Consider the following 20,215-nt stretch of genomic DNA (forward strand, 5'->3'; position numbering starts at 1 on the left):
GTTCACTCGAGGTCGACAGGCGTCAGCCGTTCGATTCGCAACACGCCGAGGGCGTCGCATCCACTGGATGCGGCGCCCTCTGCTGTTTAACCCGACCGGACCCGGGCGCGGGCCGATGTCCATAGCCGGGCTATGGACATAGATAGCCAAGCTATGTACAGTGGGGGAATGCCTTCTGACCTTCCCGCACTCCTCGGTGACCTGATCACCGTGAACCACCGGCTCACCCGGGTCGCCGCCCACGCCGCGGACAGCCGGGAGTCGCCGGCCGTCTGGCGCACCCTGAGCGTGCTCCGCCAGCTCGGCCCGATCCGCCTCGGCGAGATCGCCGCCCGCAGCCGCATCTCGCAGCCGACCGCGACCAAGCTCGTCGCACACCTCGTCGGACGCGGCTGGGCCGCCCGTCTCGCCGACCCGCTCGACGCCCGCGTCACGAGCACCGTGATCACTGCTGCCGGCGACGCAGCGCTCTCCGCCTGGCGCAGCGAACTCGCCGAAGCCCTCCTGCCGATGTTCGACGGGCTGGCGGATGCCGAGCTCGCCACGATCCGCAACGCCGTCGACATCCTGCGCGAACGCCTCGACGGCAGCGAGGTGCCCGTGGAGCGGGTGCCCACCGCGGCCGTCACTGCGGCACGTGTGCCTGCGTCTGAGCCTGGCCGTCCGGCCGGAGCCCGCGCATGAGCCGCGTGACCGCGCTGGCGGAACACGGAACCCCTGCCGCAACCGACGTGCACGGACGACGGGAAGGCGCCGGCAGCATCCTGCACCAGCCGACCGCGGTCTGGGCCGTCGCCTTCGCGTGCGTGATCGCGTTCATGGGCATCGGCCTCGTCGACCCGATCCTGCCTGCGATCGCCCGCGACCTCGCCGCGAGCCCGACCCAGACCGAGATGCTCTTCACGAGCTACCTCGTGATCACCGGGATCGCGATGTTCTTCACGAGCTGGCTGTCGAGCAGGATCGGCGCCAAGCGCACCCTGCTGATCGGCCTCGCGCTCATCATCGTGTTCGCGCTCGCCGCCGGCCTGTCGCAGAACGTCGAGACCATCATCGGCTTCCGCGCCGGCTGGGGCCTCGGCAACGCCCTCTTCATCTCGACCGCGCTCGCGACCATCGTCGGCGCGGCATCCGGAGGCACGTCCTCGGCGATCATCCTCTACGAGGCGGCCCTCGGGCTCGGCATCGCGATCGGCCCGCTCATCGGCGGGCTGCTCGGCAGCATCAGCTGGCGCGGGCCCTTCTTCGGCAGTGCGGCGCTGATGGCGATCGGCTTCGTGGCGATCATCGTGATGCTGAAGAAGGAGCCGCAGAAGCCCGCGCCGATCCGGCTGTCAGCACCCTTCCGGGCGCTCGCCCGGCCGGGGCTCGGCATCCTCGCGAGCGCGGCCCTGTTCTACAACATCGGCTTCTTCGTGCTGCTCGCGTACACGCCGTTCGCGCTCGTGCCGCTCGGCCTGGGCAGTGCGATCACCCTCGGCCTGGTCTTCTTCGGCTGGGGCATCTCGCTCGCCGTCACCTCGGTCTGGGTCGCCCCGCTCCTGACCAGGCGGATGCGCCGCAGCCGGGTGCTCTGGCTCGTGCTGCCCCTGCTCGCCCTCGACCTCGCGGCAGCGGGCGTGCTGATCGGCTCGGCCACCGGTGTCGTCACGTGCGTCATCGTCGGCGGGCTGCTGCTCGGCGTGCTCAACACCGTGCTCACCGAATCCGTGATGGAGGCGACCGACCTGCCGCGCCCGGTAGCGTCCTCGGCCTATTCGGGCGTGCGGTTCCTCGGCGGGGCGATCGCGCCGCCTGCCGCAACCCTGCTCGCGGAGTTCTTCGGGCCGGCGGTCCCGTTCTACGCCGGGGCGGCATCCGTTCTCGTGGCCGTCGCGATTCTCGTGCTCGGCCACCGCCACCTCGCCCGTGCTGACGGTGCGATGGAGGACGAGCTCGAAGAGGCAGAGGCGATCGGCGCCGGAGACAGCTAACTGCGTGGCCGGTGCGGGCCGCTCGTGCTCGACCGGATCACGAGGTTCGTCGGCAGCACCGTGAGGTATCCGTCTTCCTCGAGCCTCGCGTCCGCGTCCGTCGGGCGCGCGAGTTCGGTCAGGAGCGCGCTCACGGCGAGGCGTCCCTGCCTGCGTGGATGCTGCTCCAGGGTCGTGAGGCGGAACATGTCCGCGTACGGATGCCCGTCGATGCCGATCACGGACAGCTCGGCCGGCACCTGGATGCCGAGTTCCCGCGCCGCGACGATGACGCCGATGGCGATTTCGTCGCTCGCGGCGAAGATCGCGGTCGGACGGGTACGCGGGTCGCCGAGCACGGACAACCCCACCTCGTAGCCGCCGGGCATGCTGAATTCGCAGGGGTAGAAGCATCGGTCCGTCGAGCGGCCTGCGTCGCGCATGGCGGAGTAGAAGCCACTCAGGCGCTGGCTGTGCACCCGGAAGTCCATCTCGTCGATCGGATCTCCGCCGACGTGCACGACGTCGACGTGGCCGAGGCCGAGCAGGTGTTCGGTCGCGAGCCGCGCTGTCGCGACATCGTCGATCGCGATCGTGTGCACGTCCCTGATCGGCCCGCCGATGCCGATCAACGGCCTCCCGAGGCGGTGAAGTCGATCGACCTCCGCCTCGCTCAAGGCGACGCCGACAGAGATGACCCCGTCGAACCGCTTGCGAGCGAGGAAGTACTCGAAGACGCTGTCGCGTTCGGCGGACGCTGCCGGGAGGTTGTAGAGCGTCATGTCGTAGCCCTCTGCGAGCAGGGCCTGTTCCAGGCTCTCGAGCACCTCGGAGAAGAACCACCGGCTGATGAACGGGATGATCACGCCGACGTTCTTCGTGCGCCCGGTCACGAGGCTCGCGGCGTTCGGCGAGGCGACGTAGCCGATCTCCCTCGCGGCCGCGACGACCCGGAGCCGCGTCGCCTCCGAAACGTAACCGCGACCGCTGAGTGCGCGGGATGCCGTCGCTTTTGCAACGCCTGCGAGGCGTGCCACGTCGGCGATTGCGCTCACGACTCGTCCTCCTTTGGATCGGTAACGAAAGAGTAGCGCTCCTTTCGCTGTTACTGGAACCGGTTCCAGCAGAAAAGGCTGAACTGTGACACTTTTAATGCCCGCGTGTGCGTGGTCGCGCGATCATCGCCGGAATCTTTGCGATTTCGTGACAAAGATTGTCTTGCCAATCCCGCTGACCTCCCGTAGTTTGTGATGTGGAACCGGTTCCTTACTTACGAAGGCAGGGGAATCGGATACCCGGCACGATCCCGTATTGCAGTTCTTGATTCCCGCAGTACATTCCCGCAACACAGTCCCGCATCACATTTCGGTACGTGAACCGCATAGCTCGCGTACCCGCATCACTCAATGAGGAGAAACGCATGAGCGTGAAGCAGCACCGCCGGCTCTACCTGCCGCTGGCCACCGCGGCCGTGGTCGGACTCGCCCTGACCGGATGCACAGGCGACATCGCCGCATCCAGTTCGTCGTCGTCCAACTGTGCCGACTACGCGTCCTACGGGACGTTCAAGGACAGCCCCGAGGTCAAGATCGGTGGCACCATCCAGGACGTCGAGGCCGATCGCCTCGTCAATTCCTGGGCCGACTTCCAGTCCTGCACGGGCATCAAGGTCACCTACCAGGGCACGAAGGAATTCGAAGCCCAGATCGCGGTGCTCGCCGAGGGTGGCAACGCTCCCGACATCGGCATCATCCCGCAGCCGGGCCTCTTCAACAAGCTCGCTGCTGCCGGCTTCCTCAAGAAGGCGCCGGCCGCCGTCGAGGCGAACGTCGACAAGTGGTGGTCGAAGGACTGGAAGGGCTACGGCACCGCAGCTGACGGCACCTTCTACGCCGCCCCGCTGATGGCGAGCGTCAAGGGCTACGTCTGGTACTCGCCCGCGGAATTCAAGGCCAAGGGCTACGAAATCCCGAAGACCCTCGATGAACTGACCGCACTCACCGCGAAGATCGCGGCCGACGGCGACCACAAGCCGTGGTGTGCCGGTGTCGGATCAGGTGACGCAACCGGCTGGCCGGGAACCGACTGGGTCGAGGACTACGTGCTTCGCCAGGCCGGCGCGGACACCTACGACAAGTGGGTCACGCACAAGATCCCGTTCAACGACCCCGCCATCGTGAAGGCGTTCGACTCCGTCGGTGCGATCCTCAAGAACCCGGACGACGTCAACGGTGGTCTCGGCGATGTCTCGTCGATCATCTCCACGCAGTTCGGCGACGCGGGCCTCCCGATCCTCGACGGTAAGTGCTCCCTGCACCACCAGGCCTCGTTCTACGAGGGCTTCTGGAAGAAGGCGGACGGCTCCGCGGTGACGGTTTCCCCCACGGGCGATGTCTACGCGTTCCTGCTTCCCCCGGTCAAGGCCGGCGGCGACCAGGCGGTCACCGGTGGCGGCGAGCTCGTCGGAGCCTTCAAGACGAGCGACGCGATCACCGCGACGCTCACCTACCTGTCCAGTGACACCTGGGCGAACAACCGGGTCAAGGAGGGCGGCGTGATCAGCGCCAACACCGGCCTCGACCCCGCGAACGCCTCGAGCGACCTGCTCAAGCAGAGCATCACCATCCTGCAGGACCCGAAGACGGTGTTCCGTTTCGACGGTTCCGACCTGATGCCCGGTGCCGTCGGCACCGACTCGTTCTGGAAGGGCATCGTGTCCTGGCTGAGCGGCGACAGCAGCCAGAAGGTCACGGACACCATTGAGGCGAGCTGGCCGAAGAGCTAGTTCCCCGGGGCATCCGCTAGCGGATGCCCCAACCGGGGCGGGGCCTGCCGAGAAGTCGGCGGGCCCCGCCACCCGCCACCCGCCTCCCGCACGACCGCACCACCTGCACCACCCACACGACCTCCACGCGACCCCTCGCACGACCGCTTCGCGCACGATTGAAGGGACCGGCCAATGACGACCGCAGACTTACTCGGAAAGATAATCCAGGTAGTGGGGGCACTGGCAGCGTTCGCGCTTGTCATTGGTCTCCTGCTTTTCCTGATAGACAGGGCGCCCAAACGCGGGCGCGACTATTGGCAGCTGACTTTCTTCATCGCGCCCGCCCTCCTCCTGCTGCTTGCCGGTTTGATCTACCCGGCATTCCGCACCTCCCTCCTGGCGTTCACCAACAGTTCGGGTGCCTATGTCGGCGCCGAGAACTTCGTCTGGATGTTCACCCAGCCGGCTGCTTTGATCACCCTGGGCAACACCCTGATCTGGGTTGTCGTCGTGCCGACGATCTCAACGGCCATCGGCCTCGGCTACGCGGTCTTCATCGACAAGTCCCGGGGAGAGAAATACTTCAAGGCCCTCGTCTTCATGCCGATGGCGATCTCCTTCGTCGGTGCCGGAATCATCTGGCGCTTCATCTACGACTACAAGTCGGGAGGAAGCGACCAGATCGGCCTCCTGAACCAGATCGTGGTCTGGCTCGGCGGCCAGCCGGTGCAGTGGCTCCAGACCTCGCCGATCAACACCTTCCTCCTGATCATCGTGATGATCTGGATCCAGACCGGATTCGCCATGGTCATCCTCTCTGCAGCCATCAAGGGGGTCCCGACCGAGCAGATCGAGGCCGCCGAACTCGACGGAACCAACGCCTGGCAGCGGTTCACCAACGTGACGATCCCCGGCATCCGCGGCTCGCTCGTCGTCGTGATCACGACTATCTCGATCGCCACCCTCAAAGTCTTCGACATCGTGCGCACGATGACCGCCGGTAACTTCAACACGAGCGTCATCGCCAACGAGATGTACACGCAGGCATTCCGGGCCGGTGAGCAGGGCCGTGGCGCTGCGCTCGCGATCGTGCTGTTCCTGATGGTGCTGCCGATTGTCATCTACAACGTACGAATCATGCGCAAGCAGAGGGAGATCCGATGAGCGACAACGTAGTCGACCTGCCCATCGTCGGCACCAAGAAGAATGCCCTCGAGGTCGTCACCGTCGGCACCAAGTCGGCCAGGGTGAAACGGCGCCTCACGTCGCGCACGGCGACGGTCGTGTCGCTCGTCATCGCGATCCTGTGGACGCTGCCGACCTTCGGCCTGTTCGTGTCCTCCTTCCGGCCCGCCGGGCTGATCACCACGACGGGGTGGTGGACCATCCTGCAGAACCCGGGCTTCACGCTCGACAACTACAAGGAGGTGCTGCTCTCCACCTCGCAGTCCTCCCCGCAGCTCGGCGCGTACTTCGTGAACTCCCTCGCGATCGCGATCCCCGCCACGATCTTCCCCCTCGTGATCGCCTCGATGGCCGCGTACGCCTTTGCCTGGATCAAGTTCAAGGGCAGTGGCGCACTCTTCGTGCTCGTGTTCGCACTGCAGATCGTGCCCCTGCAGCTCGCGCTGATCCCGCTGCTCCAGATGTTCACCGCGATCCTGAAGCCCGGGCAGGAGGCGCTGCACCAGCTGATCCCGATGATCCCGGCGCAGAACTACCTGCCGGTCTGGATCGCGCACACGATCTTCGCGCTGCCGCTGGCGATCTTCCTGCTGCACAACTTCATCTCCGAGATCCCGAGCGAGGTCATCGAGGCAGCCCGTGTCGACGGCGCCAGCCACGGCCAGGTCTTCTTCCGGATCGTGCTGCCGCTCGCGGTGCCCGCGCTCGCGTCCTTCGCGATCTTCCAGTTCCTCTGGGTCTGGAACGACCTGCTCGTCGCCCTGATCTTCTCGGGCGGCACGCCGGATGTCGCCCCGCTCACGCAGCGCCTGGCCGAACTCACCGGTACCCGAGGGCAGGACTGGCAGCGCCTCACGGCCGCGGCCTTCGTGTCCCTGATCGTGCCGCTCATCGTGTTCTTCAGCCTGCAGCGTTACTTCGTGCGCGGCCTGCTGGCCGGCTCGACGAAGGGCTGACCAGGCCCGGGCATCCGCTCGAACAACACCTGTGCCCGTAACGGACACCTGTGCCCCGCGCAACGGGAACAGGTGTCCGGAGCGGGCACAGTTGCGTGCCCTGCAGGCGAGCGGATGCCGCTGCGGCGACGTTTAGGCTGGCTTCATGAGTGCAATGCACGGCCACGGTGGCGGGTCGGCCCCCTCCGGCCGGCCTGGACAGTACGGACGCCCGCGCGGGCGGATCAGCGGCGATGACCCCGTCGCCCAGCGCGCCGAGAACGCCGAAGCACCGCGGATACCGAACCTCCTCGGCAGGATTGCCGCGCTGTTCGCGCCGCACCGCACCGCGCTCACTGTCACCGTCGTGCTCGTGATCATCAGCGCCGCGCTCTCGGTGGTCCCGCCTCTGCTCGTGCAGCGCGCATTCGACGAGGGCCTGTTCCCGCCGGGGGGAGAGCCCAACCTGCCCCGCCTCGCGACCCTCGTCGGGCTCATGATCGCGATCTACCTCGGTTCCCAGCTGCTCGGGGTGTGGCAGACCTGGCTCACCGCGAGTGTCGGCAACACCGTGATGGGCGCCCTGCGCGTGCGACTGTTCACTCACCTGCAGGCCATGGAGCTGAGCTTCTTCACCCGCACCAAGACCGGGATCATCCAGTCGCGGCTGCAGAACGACGTCGGCGGCGTCGCGAGCGTGCTCACGAACACCATCTCGAGCCTGCTCGGCAACGCCGTCACCGTGATCGCCGCGTTCGTCGCGATGCTCCTGCTCGACTGGCAGCTCACGATCGTCGCCCTGATCCTGATGCCGATCCTCGTGATCGCCCAGCGCCGCGTCGGCCAGGTCCGCGCCCGGATCGCGGCGAAGACCCAGGAATCGCTTTCCGACATGACCGCGATCACGCAGGAGACTCTGAGCGTCTCCGGGATTCTGCTCTCCAAGAGCTTCACCAGGCAGCAGGCCGAGATCGGCCGCTACTCGGACGAGAACGACAACCAGGTACGACTGCAGGTCAGCCAGCAGATGAGCGGCCAGTGGTTCTTCGCCATGGTCAGTATTTTCCTCTCGAGCATCCCCGCGATCGTCTACCTGGTCGCCGGCCTGCTGATGAGCAACGGTTCCGCCGACATCACCGCAGGCACGATCGTCGCGTTCACGACCGTGCAGTCCCGGCTGCTGTTCCCCCTGCTCGGCCTGATGCGGGTCGCACTCGACCTGCAGACCTCGAGCGCCCTCTTCGCGCGGATCTTCCAGTACCTCGACCTCGTCCCGGCGATCCAGGATTCCCCGGAGGCTCTCGCGGTGCCCGAGACCGGCCCCGCCACCGGTCGCGTCGAATTCGATGCCGTCACGTTCGCCTATCCGGATGCCGCCGGTGAGTCCCGGCCCACCCTCGACCAGGTCTCGTTCACGATCGAGCCCGGCCAGTTCGCCGCGTTCGTCGGGCCTTCCGGCGCCGGGAAGACGACCGTCTCCTACCTGATCCCCCGCTTCTACGAGGCGACGGAAGGGCGAGTCCTGTTCGGCGGCATCGACGTGCGCGATCTCGCCCAGCAGTCCCTCGTCTCCCACATCGGCATTGTGAGCCAGGAGACCTACCTCTTCCACGCGACGATCGCCGAGAACCTCCGCTATGCGAAACCGGATGCCACGGCGGACGAACTCGAGGCCGCCGCCCGGTCCGCGAGCATCCACGACACGATCGCGTCCTTCCCCGCCGGCTACGACACGGTCGTCGGCGAGCGCGGGTACCGGCTCTCCGGCGGCGAAAAGCAGCGTATCGCCATCGCCAGGGTGCTCCTGAAGAACCCGGAAGTGCTCATCCTCGACGAGGCGACGAGCGCCCTCGACGCCATCTCCGAGCGCGTCGTGCAGGCGGCACTCGACACCGCGTCCCGCGGCCGCACCACGATCGCGATCGCCCACCGGCTCTCGACGATCGTCGCGGCCGACGTGATCTTCGTCGTCGACGGCGGCCGGATCGTCGAGAGCGGGACCCACGGCGGCCTGCTCGCCGCGAACGGCGTCTACGCGCGGCTCTACTCCGAGCAGGTCGCGAGCCCGGGCGCCGTCTCGGGTGCTGTCCCGGCCGTGGCACCGAGCGCCCCTGTGATTCCGCCCCGCCCGCTCACCGACGAGCGGTACTAGAGTTGGAGGGTGCTCGTTCGTCTGAAGTGTCCGTGTTGTCCGGGTCGCTGACCGACCCCTGACGCCCCACCCCGATCACTCCTCGCCCGTCCCGTGCGTGAGCCCCAGGCCGCGCGGTGACATTCACGACACCTCGACGAAGGATCTTCCATGAAGATTGCAGACACCATCCTCGACCTCATCGGCAACACGCCGCTGGTCAAACTCAACAAGGTCACCGAGGGGATCGGCGCGACCGTGCTGGTCAAACTCGAGTACTTCAACCCGGGCGGCTCCGCGAAGGACCGGATCGCCACCCGAATCATCGATGCCGCCGAACGTGACGGCCTGCTGCTGCCCGGCGGAACCATCGTCGAACCCACGTCCGGCAACACCGGCGTCGGCCTCGCCCTCGTCGCGCAGCAGCGCGGCTACCGGTGCGTGTTCGTGCTGCCGGACAAGGTCGGCGAGGACAAGCGCAACGTGCTCACCGCGTACGGCGCCGAGGTCGTCGTGACCCCGACATCCGTCGCGCCCGACGACCCGGAGTCGTACTACAGCGTCTCCGACCGGCTCGCCAGGGAGATCCCCGGCGCCTTCAAGCCCAACCAGTACGCCAATCCGAACGGGCCGCTCAGCCACTACGAGTCGACAGGTCCGGAGATCTGGCGCGACACCGACGGCACCGTCACCCACTTCGTCGCGGGCGTCGGCACCGGCGGAACGATCACCGGCACCGGGCGGTACCTCCGCGAGGTCTCTGGCGACACGGTGCGCATCATCGGCGCGGACCCGGAAGGCTCGGTCTACTCCGGCGGCACCGGCAGGCCCTACCTCGTCGAAGGCGTCGGCGAGGACTTCTGGCCTGCGGCGTACGACCCCGCCGTCGTGCACGAGGTCATCGCCGTCTCCGACGCCGAATCCTTCGCCATGACCAGGCGCCTCGCACTCGAAGAGGGCATCCTCGTCGGCGGTTCGAGCGGCATGGCCGTGGTCGCGGCCCTTCGCGCCGCGGCGACCCTCCCGGCCGACGCCGTCGTCGTCGTGCTGCTGCCCGACGGCGGTCGCGGCTACCTCGGCAAGATCTTCAACGACAAGTGGATGCGCAGCTACGGCTTCAGCAACGCCCCGGCCGGGCACACCGTGGCAGACCTCCTCGAGAGCAAGACCGGCACCCTGCCTGCCTTCGTCTACGTGCACCCGATCGACACCGTGCGCGACGCGATCGAGGCCATGACGGTGTCGAGCGTCTCCCAGCTGCTCGTGTTGACCGCCAAGCCGCCGGTCGTGATGGGCGAGGTGCTCGGCGCGATCGACGAGCGCCACTTGATGGAGCTCGTCTTCTCCGGCGAGGCGAAACTCACCGACAAGATCAGCGCCTACGTCGGCGATTCCCTGCCGATGATCGGCGTCAACGAACCCGTCGCGTCCGCCCGTGCCGCCTTCGCCCACGACGATGCCCTCCTCGTCACCGCCGATGGCAAGCCCCTCGGCGTCATCACCCGCCACGACCTCCTCACCTACCTCAGCGCCTGAGCGCCCACCACCAAAGGACCCACGGATGCCCAGCACCCCGAACTTCGACACCCTCGCCATCCACGCCGGACAGGAATTCGACCCGACGACCGGAGCCGTCATTCCGCCGATCTACCTGACCTCGACCTATGTGCAGGAGAGCATCGGCCACCTGCGCGGCGGCTACGAATACAGCCGCGGCGGGAACCCGACGCGCACCGTGCTCGAGACCCTGCTCGCCGCCCTCGAGGGTGGCGCGCACGGCCTGTCGTTCGCGAGCGGCCTCGCCGCGGAGGACACCATCCTGCGTGCCCTGCTCGCACCCGGCGATCACATCGTGCTCGGCAACGACGTCTACGGCGGAACGCACCGCCTGATCAACACGGTGCACGGCGCGGTCGGCATCCGCAACACGACCGTCGACCTGTCCGATCTCGCCGCCGTCGAGGCCGCGATCATTCCCGGTGAAACGAAGATCCTCTGGGTCGAGACGCCGAGCAACCCCCTCATGAAGATCAGCGACATCGAGGCGCTCGCCACGCTCGGGCACCGTTTCGGCGTCACCGTGATCGTCGACAACACGTTTGCGAGCCCCGCCCTGCAGCATCCGCTGGCGTTCGGCGCCGACGTCGTCGTGCACTCGACCACCAAGTACCTCGGCGGTCACTCCGACGTGCTCGGCGGGGCCCTCGTGATCAATGACGATGCGCTCTACCAGAAGGCGCAGTTCCTGCAGTTCGCCACAGGACCCGTCTCCGCACCCCTCGACGCCTGGCTCACCGTGCGCGGCATCAAGACCCTCTCGGTGCGGATGGACCGGCACTGCTCCAACGCGCAGGCGATCGCCGAACACCTCGACGGCCATCCAGCCCTCGAAGCCGTCTACTACCCCGGCCTGCCGAACCACCCCGGCCACGAGCTCGCCAAACGCCAGATGAGCGGCTTCGGCGGCATGCTCTCGATCGCGTTCGCCGGCGGGGCCGCCGCTGCCCGTGCCTTCGCCGAGTCCACGAAGCTCTTCCAGCTCGCCGAGTCCCTCGGTGGCGTCGAGTCCCTCGTGAACTACCCCGCCGAGATGACGCACGCCTCGGTGCGTGGAACGGAACTCGAGGTCGCAGACAACATCATCCGCCTCTCCGTCGGTATCGAGGACAAGGCCGACCTGATCGCCGACCTCGACGCTGCCCTCGCCGCCGTCGCCCACCTCACCCGCCCCTAACGGATTCGGCTGCGGCCGGTGCGGGCCGCAAGTTGGCAGGAATTCGACGGAGTGTGTCACGTCTGCCATTTCGCGGGGGCATGGTCGTCCGGCAGCATAGGATCATGACCCAGCCGACGGATGCCCCCGTGAGCCCCGCCCCCACCGGCTCCGGGCGTCTGGGCCTTCTGCAGGGCACCGCGCTGTACATCGCCGCGGTCCTCGGCACCGGGATCCTGGTGCTGCCCGGACTCGCGGCCGCTGCGGCAGGGCCGGCCTCCCTGCTCGCGGTTCTGATCGTCTTCGTGCTGTCCATCCCGCTCGCGGGCACGTTCGCCGCCCTCGCCGCCCGATACCCGGACCCCGGCGGCGTGGCGAGCTACGTCCGCACGGCCCTCGGCCAGACGTGGGCGCGGATGACCGGCTACTGGTTCTTCTTCGGCGTCGGCTTCGGCGCCCCGGTCGTCGCCATGCTCGGCGCGGAATACGTCGTCGCGATCCTCGGGGTCGAGCAGGCCGCCGTACCGATCGTCGCCCTCCTGATCCTTGTTCCACCGTTCGTGTCCAACTACCTCGGTGTCCGGGTCTCCGGAGCCGTTCAGCTCATCCTCACCGGAGCGCTGCTCGTCATCGTCATCGGGGTCGTCACCGTCGCCTTCCCCGCCGCAGAGCCCGGAAACTTCCAGCCGTTCCTGACCCACGGCTGGACCGGCGTCGGCGCCGCCGTCAGCCTGTTCGTCTGGGCCTTCGCCGGCTGGGAGGTCGGCACCCACATCGCGGGGGAGTTCCGCAATCCCCGCCGCGTCATCCCGGCGGCGACGGCGATCGCGCTCGTGGTCGTGGGCGCGGCCTACCTCGCGCTGCAGTACGTGACGGTCGCCGTCCTCGGCGGCGCTGCGGGAACGGGCGCCGTCCCCCTGCTCGCCCTCGTCGCCCAGACGCCCGGCGGCGTCGGCCCGGTCTCGGTCGCGGTGATCGCAGCGATCGTCGCCCTCGGGGTGCTCAACGTGTACCTGGGCGCGTTCGCCAAGCTCGGCGCCTCGCTCGGTCGCGACGGCGATCTCCCGCTCTGGCTCGCCCGCGGCGTCGAATCGGGCGGCGTCCCGCGCCGCAGCCTCTCCGTGGTCGCCGTGCTCACCGGTGGGTACTTCACGATCATGGTGACGCAGCACCTGCCCCTGTCGGTCTTCATCCTGATCCACACGAGCTCCATGGTCGCGATCTACACTCTCGGCATGATCGCCGCCGTGCGCCTCCTGGACCGCTACAGCCTCGGCTGGTGGCTCGCAGCGGTCAGCGTGGCCCTCACCGGCGCGCTGCTCGTGCTCGCGGGCCCGAACCTCCTCGTTCCCGCCGTGCTCGCCCTCGTCGCCGTCGTCATCGGCCGGGTCAAGAAGCGCCGGACGAACCCCCTGCTCTCCCGTGCACCCGAACATTCGCCCGGAAGCGCTCGCTCAACACGTCCCCGCCCAACCCGAACCGCCCAGGAGAACACATGACCGTCGCCCGTGCCCGCCTGATCGATCTCAGCCACACCATCCGGGCGGGCCTCGTGACGTACCCGGGGCTGCCGGCTCCCGTGATCGAGCCCTTCCTCACCCGTGCCGCCTCGCGCTCGGCCTACGCGCCCGGCACCGAATTCACCATGGACGTGATCACCCTGATCGGCAACACGGGCACGTATCTCGACAGTCCGTACCACCGGTACGAGGGTGGAACGGATCTCGCCGGCCTCGACCTCGATACCCTCGTCGACCTCCCCGCCGAGGTATTCCATCTGACGGATGCTGCGGCCCGTGGCATTCCCGCAGCGGCATTCGCCGAGCGAGGCTCCGGCCTGGCCGGTTCGGCCGTGTTGATCCACACCGGCTGGGACCGCCACTTCGGCACCCCGGAGTACAGGGCGGGGGCTCCCTTCCTGGCCGAAGACGCCGTCGGGTTCCTCGTCGGTGCCGGCGTCGCCCTCGTCGGGATCGACTCGCTCAACATCGACGACACCGAGGGGAGTGGGGAGAGGCCCGCCCATTCGGCCCTGCTCGCTGCCGGCATCCACGTCGTCGAGCACCTCACCGGGCTGGGGGACGTACCGGCCTCCGGCGGGACGTTCTCGGCGGTACCTCCGAAGATCGAGGGCTTCGGCACTTTCCCGGTGCGGGCATTCGCGCGGGTACCCGGCCCGGTCGGCTGAGGCCGGATTCCCGCTATGTGACGGTCACATCGCGCCTCCCCGGCGGTGCATACTGGGGGTGCGTAATTTTTTTTGTGACCGTGCTCATAGACGAGGCCCCGATGACTGCTGAACTGCCCACTGGTCGGGCTCCCAGCATCCGGGACGTTGCACGCCTCGCCGGAGTCTCGCATCAGACGGTGTCGCGAGTACTCAACAATCACCCGAGCATCCGAGATTCGACCAAGGCCCGCGTGCTGCAGGTGATCGAGGAGCTCCAATACCGACCCAACCGGGCGGCCAGGGCGCTGTCGAGGGGGCGATCGCGCACGATCGGCGTGCTGTCGGCCTCCGGGGCCCAGTACGGCCCCGCGAGCAGCATCGCCGCGATCCAGGATGCGGCGCGGGAGGCGGGCTATTACGTCAACACCGCGAACCTGACCTCGGTCGACACTGTCTCGATCGAAGCGGCACTCGACCACCTGATGTACCAGTCGGTCGAGGGGATCGTGGTCATCGCCCCCCAGGTCCGCGTCTTCGACGTCCTCGAACAGCTCTCGATCGAGGTGCCGTATGTCACACTCCAGTCGACGGGCCGGCCCAATGACCACGCACTCTCCGTCGACCAGATCCACGGTGCACGACTGGCCACACGGCATCTCATCGACCTCGGGCACCGGCGCATCTTCCACCTCGCCGGGCCGCAGGACTGGATCGAGGCCGAGGCGCGGATGCGCGGGTTCCTCGAGGAAATGGGGGCGATGGACGTGCCGACGACCGCCCCGATCCTCGGGGACTGGACGGCGGACTTCGGCTATCACGCCGGGCGCGAACTGTTGCGGCAACGCGACTTCACCGCCATTTTCTCCTCGAACGACCAGATGGCGCTCGGGATCATGCACGCGGTCAGGGATGCGGGGCTCGACATCCCACGGGATGTGAGCATCGTCGGGTTCGACGATATTCCGGAGGCGCCACACTTCTGGCCGCCGCTCACGACCGTGCGCCAGGACTTCGCGGAACTGGGCCGCCGGTGCATCGCCCTCCTGCTCGGCACCATCGCCGGTGACGACCCGGACAAGTTCCGCGCACCGATCATTCCCGAGCTCATCGTCCGTGGCTCCACAGGGCCCCCTGCCTTCTGAATCCGGCGCGTTTCGGGTGGTTACCAAAACGCAACCAGCCACTTATTCGCCCTGACTTGACAAGGACGCCCACTGCGGGCGTAGTGTGAGCACAGCGATTGTGACCGTTCACATTTCGTGACAATGTAAGTACGCACGTGAGTACGCAGACGGCCATGGCCTCAGCACCGCATGACAAAGGAGTCGAATTTCGTGATCGAGAACGCACAGGCCGCGCCCGCAGCCGACGCATCCGCCGAGATCTCTGTCATCGGAGGCGATCGCCGACCGAACGCCCTCACGCGCGGTGCGGGTATCTCCACCGGTACGGTGGCGTTCGCATGAGCACCTACGGACCCCAGATCGAGGTCGCGATCGCTCGCATCCGCGCCGATGTCGCCGACCTCCACGCCGAACTCACCCGCAACGGCCTCGTGGTCTGGACCGGCGGCAACGTCTCCGGCCGCGTCCCGGGCGCAGACCTCTTCGTGATCAAGCCGAGCGGCGTCGACTACGCCGACCTCGCCCCGGAGAACATGATCCTGTGCGACCTCGACGGCGCAGTGATCCCCGGCACCCCCGGCTCGGACCGTTCCCCGTCGAGCGACACCGCCGCCCACGCCTACGTCTACCGCAACATGCCCGAGATCGGCGGTGTCGTGCACACGCACTCCACCTACGCGACCGCCTGGGCCGCCCGCGGTGAGGAGATCCCCTGCGTGATCACGGCCATGGCCGACGAGTTCGGCGGCCCGATCCCGATCGGCACCTTCGCGATCATCGGTGACGACACGATCGGCCGCGGCATCGTCGCGGCCCTCACGGGACACCGGTCCCGGGCCGTCCTGATGCAGAACCACGGCCCCTTCACGATCGGCAAGGACGCCAGGGACGCGGTCAAGGCCGCGGTCATGGTCGAAGACGTCGCCCGCACCGTGCACATCGCCCGCCAGGGCGGAGCACTCATCCCGATCCCGCAGGCCGCGATCGACTCCCTCTACAACCGCTATCAGAACGTCTACGGACAAGCGCCGCAAGGAGCACTGAAGTGATGCCCGCTCTCTCCACCACTCTCGACCCCCACGATTTCGCCGCGATTGCTCGCACCGAGCTTCTCGTGACCGATAAGACCACCACCCTTCGGGATTTCACCCGCTAGGTGCGTTGGAACCAGGCCTACTACCGACTGGCACAAGGCCTGTAATCACATAGCAGCACCAATACAACTGCCATCAGAGTTGATAACAGATCCACGAAAGGTAATTCAGTGAAGACAAGTAAGGTCCTCGCAGGCATCGCTGCCATTGGACTCGCACTCTCCCTCGCTGCCTGCTCCGGCGGACGTGGCGACACAGCCACCACCACCGCTGCAGCGGGCGCCAACGCCGGTGCACTTGTCGGCGTCGCAATGCCCACCAAGTCCAGCGAGCGCTGGATCAAGGACGGCGACGCTGTCAAGGCCTCCCTCGAGAAGCTCGGCTACAAGGTCGACCTCGAATACGGCGAAGACAAGATCCCCACCCAGGTCCAGCAGATCAGCAACATGCTGACGAAGGGCGCGAAGATCCTCATCATCGCGTCGATCGACGGCACCGCGCTCAGCGACCAGCTTGACCAGGCCGCAGCGGCCGGCGTCAAGGTCATCGCGTACGACCGCCTGATCAACGGCAACAAGAACGTCGACTACTACACCACGTTCGACAACAACGAGGTCGGCGTGCTGCAGGCCACGAGCCTGCTCACCGGACTCGGCGTGCTGGACAAGGACGGCAAGGACACCGGCAAGACCGGCCCGTTCAACGTCGAACTCTTCGGCGGCAGCCCCGACGACAACAACGCCACGTTCTTCTTCAACGGCGCCATCTCCGTCCTGCAGCCGTACATCGACAAGGGCGTCATCGTCGTCAAGAGCGGCCAGGTCAGCTTCACCCAGGTCGCCACCCTGCGTTGGGACCCGGCGACCGCCCAGAAGCGGATGCAGAACCTCATCGCGAGCACCTACTCCGACGGCTCCAAGGTCGACGGCGTGCTCTCCCCGTATGACGGTCTCTCCATCGGCATCATCTCGGCTCTGACGAGCTCGGGATACGCCACCGACAAGCTCCCGATCATCACCGGTCAGGACTCCGAGGCCGCTTCGGTCAAGTCGATCATCGCCGGCCAGCAGTACTCCTCCATCTACAAGGACACGCGCCAGCTCGGCGACGAGGCCGTGAAGATGGCTGACGACCTGCTCAACGGCAAGACCCCCGAGGTCAACGACACGAAGAGCTACAACAACAAGGTCAAGGTCGTCCCGACCTTCCTGTTCGCTCCGCAGGTCGTTACCAAGGACAACTACAAGGCCCTGCTCGTCGACACCGGTTACTACACCGAGGCCGACCTCAAGTAGGTTCTTCGCTCCACCGGCAGTGGCGGCGGGTCACCCCGCCGCCACTGCCAGCACCGAAAGCACCAGCACCACAACCACCACCCACCCTCTCTCCACCGGAAGAAGAAGTAACGGTGACAACGAATATTCTCGAGATGCGCAGCATCACGAAAACCTTTCCCGGAGTGAAAGCCCTCCAGGACGTTTCCCTCGCGGTGAAGCGAGGCCACATCCACGCGATTTGCGGTGAAAACGGTGCAGGAAAGTCCACCTTGATGAAGGTGCTCTCCGGCGTCTACCCGCACGGCACATACGAGGGCGAGATCGTCTTCGAAAATGAGCCGGTCGCCTTTAAATCCATCAATGACTCCGAGGCCTCAGGCGTCGTCATCATCCACCAGGAGCTGGCGCTGAGCCCGTTCCTCTCCATCGCCGAGAACATCTTCCTCGGCAACGAGCAGCAGAACAACGGCTGGATCGACTGGAACAAGACCAACATGGAGGCAGCCAAGCTGCTCGCCAGGGTCGGTCTCAAGGACAACCCGATCACCAAGATCCGCGACATCGGCGTCGGCAAGCAGCAGCTCGTGGAAATCGCGAAGGCCCTGTCCAAGGAGGTCAAACTCCTGATCCTGGACGAGCCGACCGCAGCACTCAACGACGAGGACTCCGCGCACCTGCTCGACCTGATGAAGCACCTCAAGGGCCAGGGCGTCACCTCGATCATGATCAGCCACAAGCTGAACGAGATCAAGGCCATCGCCGACGAGGTCACCATCATCCGTGACGGCAAGCTCATCGAGACGCTCGACATGCACACCGATGACATCTCCGAGGAGCGCATCATCAAGGGCATGGTCGGCCGCGACCTCGGCAGCCGCTACCCCGACCACACGCCGAACATCGGTGAGGAACTCCTCCGGGTCGAAGACTGGAACGTCTACCACCCGCTCGACCACCAGCGCCGGGTTGTCAAGGACGCGAACATCACCGTCAGGGCCGGCGAGATCGTCGGCATCGCCGGGCTGATGGGCGCGGGCAGGACCGAGCTCGCGATGAGCGTCTTCGGCCACAGCTACGGGCACAACATCTCCGGCACCGTGTACAAGAACGGCGTCAAGATCAACACGAGCACGGTAGCGAACGCCATCGATCACGGCCTGGCGTACGCAACCGAGGATCGCAAGCGGTACGGTCTCAACCTGATCGAGGACATCAAGCGCAACATCTCCACGGTGGGCATGCACAAGATCGCCAAGCGCGGCTGGGTGGACTCCAACCAGGAGATCGTCGTCGCAGAGGGCTACCGCAAGAGCATGAACATCAAGGCTCCGACGGTTGAGGCCCTCGCCGGGAAGCTCTCCGGCGGAAACCAGCAGAAGGTCGTGCTGTCCAAGTGGATGTTCTCCGACCCGGATGTCCTCATCCTCGACGAGCCCACCCGCGGCATCGACGTCGGCGCCAAGTATGAGATCTACGGAATCATCAACCGCCTCGCCGACGCAGGCAAGGGCGTCATCGTGATCTCGTCCGAACTGCCGGAACTGATCGGCATCTGCGACCGGATCTACACCATCTTCGAAGGCCGGATCACGGCGGACGTCGCCCGCGGGCAGACGACGGCCGAATTCCTTATGCAAAACATGACCCAGGAAAGGGACAAGGACAAGCGATGAGCGTGTTCAGATCTTCACTTAATTACCTCGCCGGCCAGCTGCGGCAAATCGGCCTGTTCATCGCCCTGATCGCGATCGTGATCTTCTTCCAGGTGGCCACCAACGGCATCACCCTGAAGCCGATCAACGTCACGAACCTGATCGTGCAGAACAGCTACATCCTGATCCTCGCCGTGGGCATGGTCATGGTCATCATCGCCGGCCACATCGACCTCTCGGTCGGTTCGGTCGTCGCCTTCGTCGGCGCCATGTCCGGCGTGATGATCACGCAGTGGAATGTGCCGTGGTGGCTCGCGATCATCCTGTGCCTCGGTGTCGGCGCCCTCGTGGGAATGTGGCAGGGCTTCTGGATCGCCTACTTCGGGATACCGGCCTTCATCGTGACCTTGGCCGGTATGCTCACCTTCCGTGGGCTCACCCAGATCGCACTGCAGAACAAGCAGATCTCGCCGTTCCCCGACGAATTCCGCGCCCTCGGCAGCGGATTCCTCCCCGACCTCGGCGGCGGAACCAGTGCTGTCGAACCGCTGACCCTCGGTATCGGCATCATTGCGACGCTCTTCCTGGTGCTCCAGGGCATCCGCCAGCGCCGTGCCCGCGCGAAGTACGACGTCGAAGACGAGCCGTTCGCCTGGTTCCTCACCAAGCTGGTGTTCACCGCAGCGATGATCCTCGGCATCACGTACCTGCTCGCGAGCTACCGTGGCACGCCCATCGTCCTGATCGTCCTCGGCGTCCTGATCGTCGTCTACGCATCCGTGATGTCGAACAGCGTCTTCGGCCGCCACATCTACGCCATCGGTGGCAACCTGAACGCCGCTGCACTGTCGGGCATCAAGACCAAGCGCGTCACCTTCATGCTCTTCGTGAACATGGGCGTCATCTCGGCACTCGCCGGGCTCGTCTTCACCGCCCAGCTCAACCTCGCCAACCCGAAGGCCGGTGACGGCTTCGAACTCGACGCCATCGCCGCCGTCTTCATCGGTGGCGCCGCGGTCACCGGTGGTATCGGTACCGTCACCGGCGCCATCATCGGTGGTTTCATCATCGGGCTGCTGAACAACGGCATGTCGATCCTCGGTGTCGGAACGGAGTACCAGCAGCTCATCAAGGGCCTGGTGCTGCTCGGTGCCGTCGCGTTCGACGTGTACAACAAGCGTCGCTCCGGCGGTCGCTGACCCGCACAAACACGCG

Annotated in this window: 17 protein-coding genes; 16 read left to right on the top strand and 1 reads right to left on the bottom strand. The window is 66.5% G+C overall.

Annotation, left to right across the window (positions count from 1 at the left end; genetic code table 11):
• Positions 1-168 precede the first annotated feature (168 nt).
• Positions 169-684: a MarR family winged helix-turn-helix transcriptional regulator gene (locus E3O39_RS05315; protein WP_134446739.1), complete on the top strand. Its 516-nt coding sequence runs from the start codon at positions 169-171 to the stop codon at positions 682-684.
• Positions 681-1,973 carry an MFS transporter gene (locus tag E3O39_RS05320; RefSeq protein WP_134446741.1) on the top strand — a complete coding sequence of 431 codons (1,293 nt, stop codon included), beginning with the start codon at positions 681-683 and terminating at the stop codon, positions 1,971-1,973. Before E3O39_RS05315 ends, E3O39_RS05320 begins: the two co-directional genes overlap by 4 nt.
• Here E3O39_RS05320 and E3O39_RS05325 read toward each other — a convergent pair.
• On the bottom strand, positions 1,970-3,007 hold the full coding sequence (locus tag E3O39_RS05325) for a LacI family DNA-binding transcriptional regulator (protein ID WP_134446743.1): 1,038 nt from the start codon (positions 3,005-3,007) through the stop codon (positions 1,970-1,972). The genes E3O39_RS05320 and E3O39_RS05325 overlap by 4 nt on opposite strands.
• 365 nt (positions 3,008-3,372) lie before the next feature.
• On the opposite strand from E3O39_RS05325, the gene E3O39_RS05330 reads away from it, so the two are divergent.
• From E3O39_RS05330 to mmsB, 14 genes are all read left to right on the top strand, one after another.
• Positions 3,373-4,737, top strand: a complete 1,365-nt coding sequence (locus tag E3O39_RS05330) for an ABC transporter substrate-binding protein (RefSeq protein ID WP_134446745.1) — start codon at positions 3,373-3,375, stop codon at positions 4,735-4,737.
• 174 nt (positions 4,738-4,911) lie between these two features.
• Positions 4,912-5,883, top strand: coding sequence for a carbohydrate ABC transporter permease (locus E3O39_RS05335; RefSeq protein ID WP_134446746.1), 972 nt, complete (start codon positions 4,912-4,914; stop codon positions 5,881-5,883).
• Entirely contained in the window at positions 5,880-6,860 is a 981-nt protein-coding gene (locus E3O39_RS05340) for a carbohydrate ABC transporter permease (protein WP_134446748.1), read from the top strand. The genes E3O39_RS05335 and E3O39_RS05340 overlap by 4 nt, the downstream gene beginning before the upstream one ends.
• A gap of 154 nt (positions 6,861-7,014) precedes the next feature.
• Positions 7,015-8,991, top strand: coding sequence for an ABC transporter ATP-binding protein (locus E3O39_RS05345; protein ID WP_134446905.1), 1,977 nt, complete (start codon positions 7,015-7,017; stop codon positions 8,989-8,991).
• Between the two features lie 150 nt (positions 8,992-9,141).
• Positions 9,142-10,506: a cystathionine beta-synthase gene (locus E3O39_RS05350; RefSeq protein ID WP_134446750.1), complete on the top strand. Its 1,365-nt coding sequence runs from the start codon at positions 9,142-9,144 to the stop codon at positions 10,504-10,506.
• A gap of 25 nt (positions 10,507-10,531) precedes the next feature.
• A complete protein-coding gene (locus tag E3O39_RS05355) occupies positions 10,532-11,704 on the top strand; it encodes a cystathionine gamma-synthase (protein WP_134446752.1) in 1,173 nt (390 codons plus the stop codon).
• A gap of 104 nt (positions 11,705-11,808) precedes the next feature.
• Positions 11,809-13,182 carry an APC family permease gene (locus tag E3O39_RS05360; protein ID WP_134446754.1) on the top strand — a complete coding sequence of 458 codons (1,374 nt, stop codon included), beginning with the start codon at positions 11,809-11,811 and terminating at the stop codon, positions 13,180-13,182.
• Entirely contained in the window at positions 13,179-13,871 is a 693-nt protein-coding gene (locus tag E3O39_RS05365) for a cyclase family protein (protein ID WP_134446756.1), read from the top strand. Before E3O39_RS05360 ends, E3O39_RS05365 begins: the two co-directional genes overlap by 4 nt.
• A 101-nt stretch (positions 13,872-13,972) precedes the next feature.
• Positions 13,973-14,995: a LacI family DNA-binding transcriptional regulator gene (locus E3O39_RS05370; RefSeq protein ID WP_134446758.1), complete on the top strand. Its 1,023-nt coding sequence runs from the start codon at positions 13,973-13,975 to the stop codon at positions 14,993-14,995.
• 192 nt (positions 14,996-15,187) lie between these two features.
• Positions 15,188-15,319 (top strand): hypothetical protein, encoded by a 132-nt coding sequence (locus E3O39_RS19680; protein ID WP_255454105.1) that lies wholly within the window; start codon positions 15,188-15,190, stop codon positions 15,317-15,319.
• Positions 15,316-16,026 (top strand): L-ribulose-5-phosphate 4-epimerase, encoded by a 711-nt coding sequence (locus E3O39_RS05375; protein WP_134446760.1) that lies wholly within the window; start codon positions 15,316-15,318, stop codon positions 16,024-16,026. Before E3O39_RS19680 ends, E3O39_RS05375 begins: the two co-directional genes overlap by 4 nt.
• A 215-nt stretch (positions 16,027-16,241) precedes the next feature.
• Positions 16,242-17,366: a multiple monosaccharide ABC transporter substrate-binding protein gene (gene chvE, locus E3O39_RS05380; protein ID WP_134446762.1), complete on the top strand. Its 1,125-nt coding sequence runs from the start codon at positions 16,242-16,244 to the stop codon at positions 17,364-17,366.
• 134 nt (positions 17,367-17,500) lie between these two features.
• Complete coding sequence (gene mmsA / locus E3O39_RS05385; protein ID WP_370294730.1) at positions 17,501-19,021, top strand: multiple monosaccharide ABC transporter ATP-binding protein; 1,521 nt, start codon at positions 17,501-17,503, stop codon at positions 19,019-19,021.
• Complete coding sequence (gene mmsB, locus E3O39_RS05390; RefSeq protein ID WP_134446766.1) at positions 19,018-20,199, top strand: multiple monosaccharide ABC transporter permease; 1,182 nt, start codon at positions 19,018-19,020, stop codon at positions 20,197-20,199. Before mmsA ends, mmsB begins: the two co-directional genes overlap by 4 nt.
• Positions 20,200-20,215: the final 16 nt, after the last annotated feature.

Origin of the sequence: Cryobacterium sp. MDB2-A-1 (assembly GCF_004402675.1) — a bacterium.
Lineage (GTDB): Bacteria > Actinomycetota > Actinomycetes > Actinomycetales > Microbacteriaceae > Cryobacterium > Cryobacterium glucosi.